Source organism: Paraburkholderia sp., from assembly GCF_026225065.1.
Taxonomy (GTDB): domain Bacteria; phylum Pseudomonadota; class Gammaproteobacteria; order Burkholderiales; family Burkholderiaceae; genus Paraburkholderia.
The window spans coordinates 1-6,853 of the sequence record NZ_JAMFSB010000223.1; the positions used below are offsets into that span (position 1 = coordinate 1).

Here is a 6,853-nt window from a genome sequence, read left to right on the forward strand (position 1 = left end):
CTGTGGGTCCGCGTGCTGGCGTGCTTCGCGTGTTTCGCATGGACCCCTGCGGCCGCGCAGGCGGCTGCAGGGCCGGTGATCCCGGCCTTGCAGAGTCTGATCAACAGCGCGACCGCCAATCCGGCTTCGGCGGCTTCGGCGGCTTCGGCGGCATCGGCCGCTGAAGCCGCGTCTGCGCCATCGCCTGCGAGCCAGGCCGAATTGGCCCATTCGCTCGACAGTGTGATCTCGACGCTCGACAACGATCGCCAGCGCACCGCACTCGTCACCCAGTTGAAGAAGCTGCGCGACGTTACCCGCAATGTCGCACCGGCCGCGCCTGCTCAACCGAGCCCGGGCTTGCTTGGCGCGATCGCCTCGGGGATCGCTTCTTTCGAATCCGGCGTGCATCAAGGCCGCACGCCGTTGCGCTACTGGGCCGGGCGCTTCAACGCGGCCGGTAACGAGCTCTACACGATTGTCTCGAGCCAGGGGCCCCAGAGTCTCGGCAAGATCCTGCTGGACATGGTGGCGATGCTGGCGGGCTGGGGCGCCTGCGCGTGGGTCCTGATCTATCTGCAGCGCCGCTTGCATACGCGCTATGGCGTGGATGCCACGCTCAAGCCGAATCCGTCCGCTGGCGAACTGCTGGTTTTCGCGCTGCGGCGGGTCGGTCCATGGATCGTGGCCTTCCTGGCCGCGCTTGTGTTTGCGCGGGCCATGCCCGACGCACTCGGCCGCACGCTAGGGATGGTGGTGGCCTACGGCATCGTCGCCGGCGCGATATTTTCCGCGATCTGCCTCATCATGTTTTCGCTGTTCGGCTCGGGCCACCGGCATGTCGCCGTGCGCGTGCTGATCGAGCATGCGCGCCGCCTGCTGTTCGTGATCGGCGTGTGCGGTGCACTGGGCGATGCAGCGGTGAACTACGACGTGTCCCATCAGCTCGGATCGAATCTGTCCGAGCTGGTGTCGACCGTGGCGAACATGACCGCAGCCGTGCTGACCGGGTATTTCGCGGTGGCGTTTCGCCGGCCGGTGGCGCACCTGATCCGCAATCGGGCTTACGAGCCGCGGCACGACCATAAGGCCGCGACCGATGCGTTCGACGTGCTCGCCTCGCTCTGGCATGTGCCCGTGCTGGTGCTGGCAAGTGCGTCGGTGGTTGCCACGATCGGCGGCTCGGGTTCGAACGAAAACGTACTGCAGATCTCGGTGGTGACGGCGTTGTTTCTGGTGCTGGCGTTCTTCATGTCGGCCATCGTGTTGCGCGCGACGCGGCCGCGCGATATCCGCAGGCACCGCCGCTCACCGTATCTGAGGAGACTGCTGCAGTTCGTAGGGACGCTGGTGACGGTGGTCATCTGGCTCGTGTTTCTGGAACTGGCGGCGCGGCTGTGGGGCGTGTCGCTCGTGAGTGTGATCGAGGAAAACGTCGCGGCGCGAGGCATCGCCCATGCGGTCATGGCGATTTTCGCGACCTTTTTTATTGCCTGGCTGCTGTGGATTCTGATCGACACGGCGATTACCGAAGCGCTCAACCCCAGCGGTCCGCGCAACAAATCGCGTAACGCGAGCACGCGCGCCCGCACCATGCTGCCGCTGGTGCGCAATGCGCTGTTCGTGACCATCGTGACGATCGCCGGCATTGTCACCGCGGCTAATCTCGGCATTAACGTGACGCCGCTGCTCGCTGGTGCGGGCGTGATCGGTCTGGCAATCGGCTTTGGCGCACAGTCGCTCGTGACCGACCTGATCACGGGCCTGTTCATCATCATCGAGGACACCATCTCGGTGGGCGACTGGATCGATGTCGACGGTGGCCATGCAGGCACGGTCGAGCATCTGTCGATTCGCACCGTGAGGTTGCGCGATGGGCAGGGGGCGATCCATGCCATTCCGTTCTCGCAGATCAAGATCGTGAAAAACCTTTCACGCGATTTTGCCTATGCGGTGTTCGAAGTGCGGATGGGTTTTTCGGCTGACGTCGATCAGGTCACCCAACTGATTCGCGAAGTGGGTGCCGACCTGATGTCCGATTTCCGTTACCGGCGTGAGATGCTTGGCCCGATCGAGGTGTGGGGGCTCGACCGTTTCGACCCGAACTGGATGGTCGTGAAAGGACAGATCAAGACGCGGCCGCTGCAGCAATGGAGTGTGGCGCGCGCTTTTAACCTGCGGTTGAAGCGCAAGATGGACGAAGCCGGTATCGAGATTCCGGTGCCGCAAATGCGGATTTTCACGTCGTCGAAGGATAGCGAAGGGCAGCCGCTGCCGGAGGATGAAGGGCCCGTGCACGCCCCAACCGCGGAGCATGCTCACGCGGTGCACGGCGGACGTTCGGCGGAGCTGGCGGTGGCAGGGGCGCGCGACGTTTCGCACGAACCGCGGCCGGCGCCGCCGTCAACCGGCACTGCGCCGGTTGCGCCTCAGATTCCTACCGCGGGTGATGCGGGGAAGAGTTAGGCGCGCGTTTGATGTCTTGCGGAGGGGTGGCGAGCTCTGATGGGGCTTGGGGCCGCCTCAGGCGACCGCTGGTTCCACCACGGGTTGCGCGTGATCGGCGACCTCGAGCAGATCGTTCACGTGGGTGCCGATCTGTGCCCCTTCGACCCCGTAGATGTGCAGCGAGACGGCGGCTGCGTCGCCTGTATTGCCGAGCCGATGGATACCGCCATGGCCGGCTCGCACAAACGACACGGCGCCGCTTGCGCGTGGATGGGAGCGGGTTTCACTGGCTCGCTGGCGTGATTCGTTCCACTCGTACACCGTCTCCGACATGGCACCGTCCAGCACGGCGTAGCCGCACCACGTCCGATGGGCATGAACGGGGCTTACCTGGCCGGGCATCCAGACCAGTGCGGCGATGGCATAACGGCCGTGCGGATCCGCCGCCAGCAGATGACGCCGGTACGATTCGACAGATCCCTCACGCTGGGCCGGCGCGAGCAGCGCCGGGTCTGCGGCGGCCTCGGCGAGCGCCGTGCGAACGCTGAGCGCAAACGCCGCGCGTTGCGACGGGTCGGCCGCATCGGCGGACTGTGCGAAGGCGGCGTCTAGTGCGTTGCACAGGCGCTCAAGCGTTTGCGGGGAGTGGTCGTCGGGCGACGGGTAGGTCTCGTGGCTCATAGGGGCGGTGCAGGCGCTTGAATTCGGTTGTCGGATGGGGATATTTATACCGGTTTGCGCGGAGAAAGAGTTTTCATATAATTCCCCTTGAAATCGTAAAAGTAGAATAATTTTCTAGATGGGGGTGCGTATGGGAATGGATATCATCGATCGCAAGCTGCTCGAGCTACTCCAGGTCGACGCGACCATGCCGATCGCCGAACTGGCGCAGCGCGTGAACCTGTCGCAGACGCCGTGCTGGAAGCGGCTTCAGCGGCTCAAGGAGGCGGGCGTGATCCGCGCCCAGGTCGCGCTGTGCGACGCGCGCAAGCTTGGGGTGGGCACGACGGTGTTCGTCGCGGTGCGGACCAACCAGCACACCGAAGAATGGGCGGCCACATTTACGCGCGCTGTGCAGGCGATTCCCGAGGTAGTCGAGGTGTACCGGATGAGCGGCGAGACCGACTACCTGCTGCGGGTGGTGGTGTCGGATATCGACGATTACGACCGGGTCTACAAGCTGTTGATTGGCGCTGTGCCGTTGTATGACGTGAGCTCGAGCTTTGCGATGGAACAGATCAAGTATTCGACGGCACTGCCGGTGAGGTATACCGGGTAGTGGGCCGGTTTATGGTGATTACGCTATCCGGCTGGTGCCTGCTGCACTTACAGGCCGAATCAGCGGATAAGGCGCTTGCGGAAGAACACGACACGCTCGGTTTCGTCAAAGCCAAGTGCATGGTGCAATGCATGGGCCTCGACTTTGTCGATCCGGGTGTCGGACGCGAATTCTGCGCAGCCGTGCGCGGAGCCCCATTGGCCAATCGCGGCACACAATGCTTGCGCAATACCTGCCCTGCGTATAGCAGGCATGACGTAAATGCCTTCGAGAAAGAGCACGGGCGACGTCTCGCAACCGTTGACGTAGTCGTGCCGCACGGCGGCTTCGGCGAATCCGGCCGGCGTGTCGTCGTCGGAGAAGGCGATGAATGCCACGTAGCGATGCGGGTCGGCAAGCAACCGCTGAGTTTCGAGAATATGCCTGTCGTCGCTTACGTGTGGCCAGAGCAGATGTCGCAACGAACACCATGTCCCAATATCGTGGGGTGACACAGCCCGAACCGTATATGCGAATGGAGGCATGCCTGAACCGGTGATCAATAAGACTCAGAATGACATCAGAGCTCTTTGTCGACGAGTCGGTCTGACGTCGCGTTAAAGTACACTTCAAGCTGACAGTATCTCTCTATCGGCTGACTGCGGCCGCGTCAAGTGTTCGGATCCTTCAGGCGTGTCCGGGTCGCAAATCTGAATCCCCATGCCAGCGCAAAGGAATCTGTGAAATGTCAGGTCGTTTCTTGGTTGTTTTTATGGGTTTGTGCCAGTGGGTATACGCGTTCATTCTTACGGTTTGCGTCACCATGAGCAATGACGACACCAGCCCGGAAATTCAAATCAGCTTTTCGAACAGAGCGAATGCGCTTCGTACCGTTTGCCTCCTTGCACTTATCGTCCTGAGCTGGAGTGGCGCCTACGCATTTGTGTCGCGGCGTCGTTGGGCGTGGTTTTACACCTGGATTCTTGGGATATTCCTGTTGGGGATCGGCCTGTTCAGTCGTGGGACCAATGGCGGCCCGCTGGAAGCTTTCGTGGGAACTGGATCCTTGCGTCATACCACCGGTCTTGTAGTCGCGTCACTAGCCGTCATCTCGCTTGTTCTGCTGCCCCTTCCATCGACCCGTCGGCAGTTCTTCGAAGATTGAATGGTCGTAAAGCCAAGCTATATTCACGGCGTCGCCGTGCCAGTCCAGCCGGTTTCTCAGTTGAAGCGCGTGACCACAACTGCGGGGTCTATCTCCTTGTCCGTCAGACCGTATTTCGCCATACGGGTACGATGGTCGGCAGAGCCCAAATACGAACGAAGTTGTTCATTGGCTGCGTTGCGCAGACGATCATTGCCCTTGTTGAACGAAAACGCGCCGACCGGAGGCCGTTGTCCATCGCCATCAGCAGGGACGTGTGCCACGGCTTCGAATTCGCCGCCACCAATGCGGGTCGACAAAATGCGGTTCCCTAACGCGGTACTCGCGTACGCATCGATCGCACCCGAGCGCAGCGCGTCGATCGCCTCAGGCTGCTCCTCGAAGACAACGAATTGATCCTCTCGCACGCCCGATACTCTCGCCGACTCGTGTTGCACCTGTCCGGCGATGATTCCAAGACGCGCGCCATCCATAGCGGCCACAGAGGCGTAGCTATCGAGGGATTTCGGATTGCCCGCTCGAACCAGAAATCCGTCGCCGATACCCCAGACCGGCAGGCTGAATGCAACGTGTGCGGCGCGCTCGGGTGTAACGAAGAGCGGGACGTTCATATCCCAGCGCCCCGCCTCAACACCGGGAAGCAGTTCGTTGAAGGTCGTCAGGTGGTAATCGATGCGCGTGACACCGATCGCCATGAGAACCCTTTCCGCGAGTTCGATGTCTGCTCCGGTCGCAGCTTGCGCCGAATCGGTCCAGCCAAACGGAGGTTCTTCTATGTACGCGATCGTGACGTTCATTGTGTTCTCGCAGAAGGGCGCAGACGGGTCGAAGTTACATCATCGACAATTCTACTTCCTTTGCGATGCGGGTGATTTAATTCGGTTACCTAATGTATTAAGGTCGCTTGTGCTGAGGTTGTCTATGCGACGTTCGGCCCAATGAAGGGCGAAATAGGTCGCGTCCTTCTCACTTGGAAACAGTACATGGCGCGGTGCGTAATTGATCGCGGACGAGTTTCTGACGTCGCCCCGATCAATGGAAACCGCCGCCAGATAACCGCCGAACTTTCCTCGAGTGATTGCGCAATAAATCACGTAGCCGCGGTAGTAACACTTTGTCGTGGCCTGGTGCATGGAGAGACTCGGAAGGGCGTGTGTGACAACTTAGCATAGCGAACGAATTCACACACCTGACGGTTGGATCATCTAACTTTCCCGAGGTTACACATCGACAACGCGCCAGCAACGAGCGCGCGGAGAAAGCCTTGTCGGCCGGTCAGGGCAGTCCGCCATTCGCAACAGGCAAGTCGGACTGCACGTTGTCGTCATCGTTTTCAGCGGCGACGCGGCTCCCGTTTGAAAGCGCGCCAACACCGTTTGGTGTGTCCGATGCATCGCATATCTGGACAAGCACGCCGATCTCAAGTTTGGTGAAGTCCGGAGCTAAGTCAGTGGGAAAAGCGCGTGCATCCCGTGCCCCATCATTTGCGCGGAAAACGGACGACTGGATCCGACCATCTGGGGTGATCAGTTGGCGAAACACGGCAAGCGACTGTGGGGAAGGCAAGTTGTTCCGCCGGCGATGAATCAGCGCCGGCCAGCGCGGGCGAATATGGCTGCGTGCGTGCGTGCGTGTCGTGGTCGCTGGCGCAGGATGGCCGAAGACGCTGCTGCGCCGGGAGAAAGATAGTGTTTCAACGGGTACCTCTTCTCAATCACCTTGAAAAGGCGACCTTCTCGGCGGTGTGGCGGTTTTCGAGCACGTCGTCAATCAAGTCTTCCGCCCACCTGAGCATGTAGTAGATCGCCTGACGGCTCTCCAGAAACAGGACGTTGTAGGGTGAGTGCTCGACAATGAACGGGGAGTCGCAGTGAAAGCGACCGATCTCCGTGATCGCGCGAAAGGCACCCGAGTTTTTTCGAACGGCGGCGCAGCACACGACATATCCACGATAGGAGTAGAAGAAGTTGGTCCTGTCCACACGTCCTCCGTCTCGATCAGTC

The 6,853-nt window shown here is 61.0% G+C and carries 7 protein-coding genes; 3 read left to right on the plus strand and 4 right to left on the minus strand.

The window, feature by feature from the left end; all coding sequences use genetic code 11:
- Positions 1-12 precede the first annotated feature (12 nt).
- On the plus strand, positions 13-2,445 hold the full coding sequence (locus tag M0954_RS16420; RefSeq protein WP_297354303.1) for a mechanosensitive ion channel family protein: 2,433 nt from the start codon (positions 13-15) through the stop codon (positions 2,443-2,445).
- A gap of 57 nt (positions 2,446-2,502) precedes the next feature.
- Here M0954_RS16420 and M0954_RS16425 read toward each other — a convergent pair whose 3' ends face one another.
- Complete coding sequence (locus tag M0954_RS16425; protein ID WP_297354297.1) at positions 2,503-3,108, minus strand: cysteine dioxygenase family protein; 606 nt, start codon at positions 3,106-3,108, stop codon at positions 2,503-2,505.
- Positions 3,109-3,238: 130 nt separating this feature from the next.
- Here M0954_RS16425 and M0954_RS16430 point away from each other — a divergent pair, with 130 nt between their 5' ends.
- On the plus strand, positions 3,239-3,706 hold the full coding sequence (locus M0954_RS16430; RefSeq protein ID WP_074265007.1) for an Lrp/AsnC family transcriptional regulator: 468 nt from the start codon (positions 3,239-3,241) through the stop codon (positions 3,704-3,706).
- Positions 3,707-3,765: 59 nt separating this feature from the next.
- On the opposite strand, the gene aac(6') is transcribed toward M0954_RS16430, so the two are convergent.
- Positions 3,766-4,230 (minus strand): aminoglycoside 6'-N-acetyltransferase, encoded by a 465-nt coding sequence (gene aac(6') / locus M0954_RS16435; RefSeq protein WP_297354299.1) that lies wholly within the window; start codon positions 4,228-4,230, stop codon positions 3,766-3,768.
- 200 nt (positions 4,231-4,430) lie between these two features.
- Here aac(6') and M0954_RS16440 point away from each other — a divergent pair, with 200 nt between their 5' ends.
- Positions 4,431-4,850 (plus strand): hypothetical protein, encoded by a 420-nt coding sequence (locus tag M0954_RS16440; RefSeq protein WP_122154394.1) that lies wholly within the window; start codon positions 4,431-4,433, stop codon positions 4,848-4,850.
- Positions 4,851-4,906: 56 nt separating this feature from the next.
- On the opposite strand, the gene M0954_RS16445 is transcribed toward M0954_RS16440, so the two are convergent.
- Together M0954_RS16445 and M0954_RS16450 are read right to left on the minus strand one after the other, a co-directional pair.
- Complete coding sequence (locus M0954_RS16445; RefSeq protein ID WP_122154395.1) at positions 4,907-5,647, minus strand: transporter substrate-binding domain-containing protein; 741 nt, start codon at positions 5,645-5,647, stop codon at positions 4,907-4,909.
- Between the two features lie 917 nt (positions 5,648-6,564).
- A partial coding sequence (locus M0954_RS16450) for a hypothetical protein (protein WP_297354301.1) occupies positions 6,565-6,853 on the minus strand: 289 nt, incomplete at its 5' end.

Excerpts from the sequence above, each read along its gene's own strand:
- M0954_RS16425 (WP_297354297.1), bottom strand. The coding sequence starts at position 3,108 with ATGAGCCACGAGACCTACCCGTCGCCCGACGACCACTCCCCGCAAACG.
- M0954_RS16430 (WP_074265007.1), top strand. The coding sequence starts at position 3,239 with ATGGGAATGGATATCATCGATCGCAAGCTGCTCGAGCTACTCCAGGTC.
- M0954_RS16440 (WP_122154394.1), top strand. The coding sequence starts at position 4,431 with ATGTCAGGTCGTTTCTTGGTTGTTTTTATGGGTTTGTGCCAGTGGGTA.
- M0954_RS16445 (WP_122154395.1), bottom strand. The coding sequence starts at position 5,647 with ATGAACGTCACGATCGCGTACATAGAAGAACCTCCGTTTGGCTGGACC.